This is a genomic window from Microbacterium sp. A20, from assembly GCF_004794515.1.
Classification (GTDB): domain Bacteria; phylum Actinomycetota; class Actinomycetes; order Actinomycetales; family Microbacteriaceae; genus Microbacterium.
In genome coordinates this window covers 1-835 of record NZ_SSDF01000005.1, presented here as the reverse complement: position 1 = coordinate 835, position 835 = coordinate 1, and the positions used below count along the sequence as shown (strand labels likewise).

At 69.6% G+C, this 835-nt stretch carries 1 pseudogene; it reads right to left on the bottom strand.

Annotation, left to right across the window (positions count from 1 at the left end):
- A pseudogene (locus DW298_RS19160) lies at positions 1-835 on the bottom strand (hypothetical protein); the annotation flags it as partial.

Here is an 835-nt window from a genome sequence, read left to right as displayed (position 1 = left end):
GGGATCGGAACGCCGCGGCCTCCGACGTTGGCCGCCGGGTCGTAGCCGGAGCCCTTCACGACGACCTTGTCGCCCGCCTTGAGGGCCGAGTTCCCGGCCGGCGTCGTACCGTCGGCGAGGAAGATCTCGATGGACGGGGAGAACGTCGGGGCGACGAGCGCATCCCACTCGGCGTCACTGATCGCGACGGCGCCGCGGGCATAGATGGTCTCGGCGTTCGGCATCGTGTGCTGCTTCCACACGATGACCTCGTACGACTTCGTACGGTCGAGAGTGTCGGCGGCAGCGGTCAGGTCGATGCTGAACGCGCCACCCTCGATCCCGCGCACGTACTGCATCGCGAGGAATCCGCCGCCCGAGGTGACCGCCGACTCGGTGCCCGTCTCGATCAGTGCGGCGTACGCACCGGTGATCGCGCCCAGCTTCGAACCGGATGCGGTGACGGTCAACCCGTCCTTCGCGGTCGCGGACTTCACGCTCGCGGAGGCGACAGCGGTCTCGGTGTAGTCGAGGGCGACACTCTGCTCCTGGGCGGCGTTGGACACCCCGCCCGCCCCGTAGGTGTAGACGCCGTAGGAACCGGGGGTCGCCGCCGTGTCCTTGAGCGTCAGGGTCGCCCGGAAGGTGCCGTCAGCGGCGATGTCGACCCACTGCGCGCGGATCGCGCCCTGATACTGCGCGGGCACCTGGTTCAGCACGCCCTCGGAGAGCGCCCAGACCTGCGCTCCGACTGAGCGGGTCGACGAGGCTGCACCGGCGGACGGCTGCCACGCCGAGGCGAAGTTGCCGAACACCACGTACGTGCCCTGCGGCAGATCCTTCGGGATCGGAACGC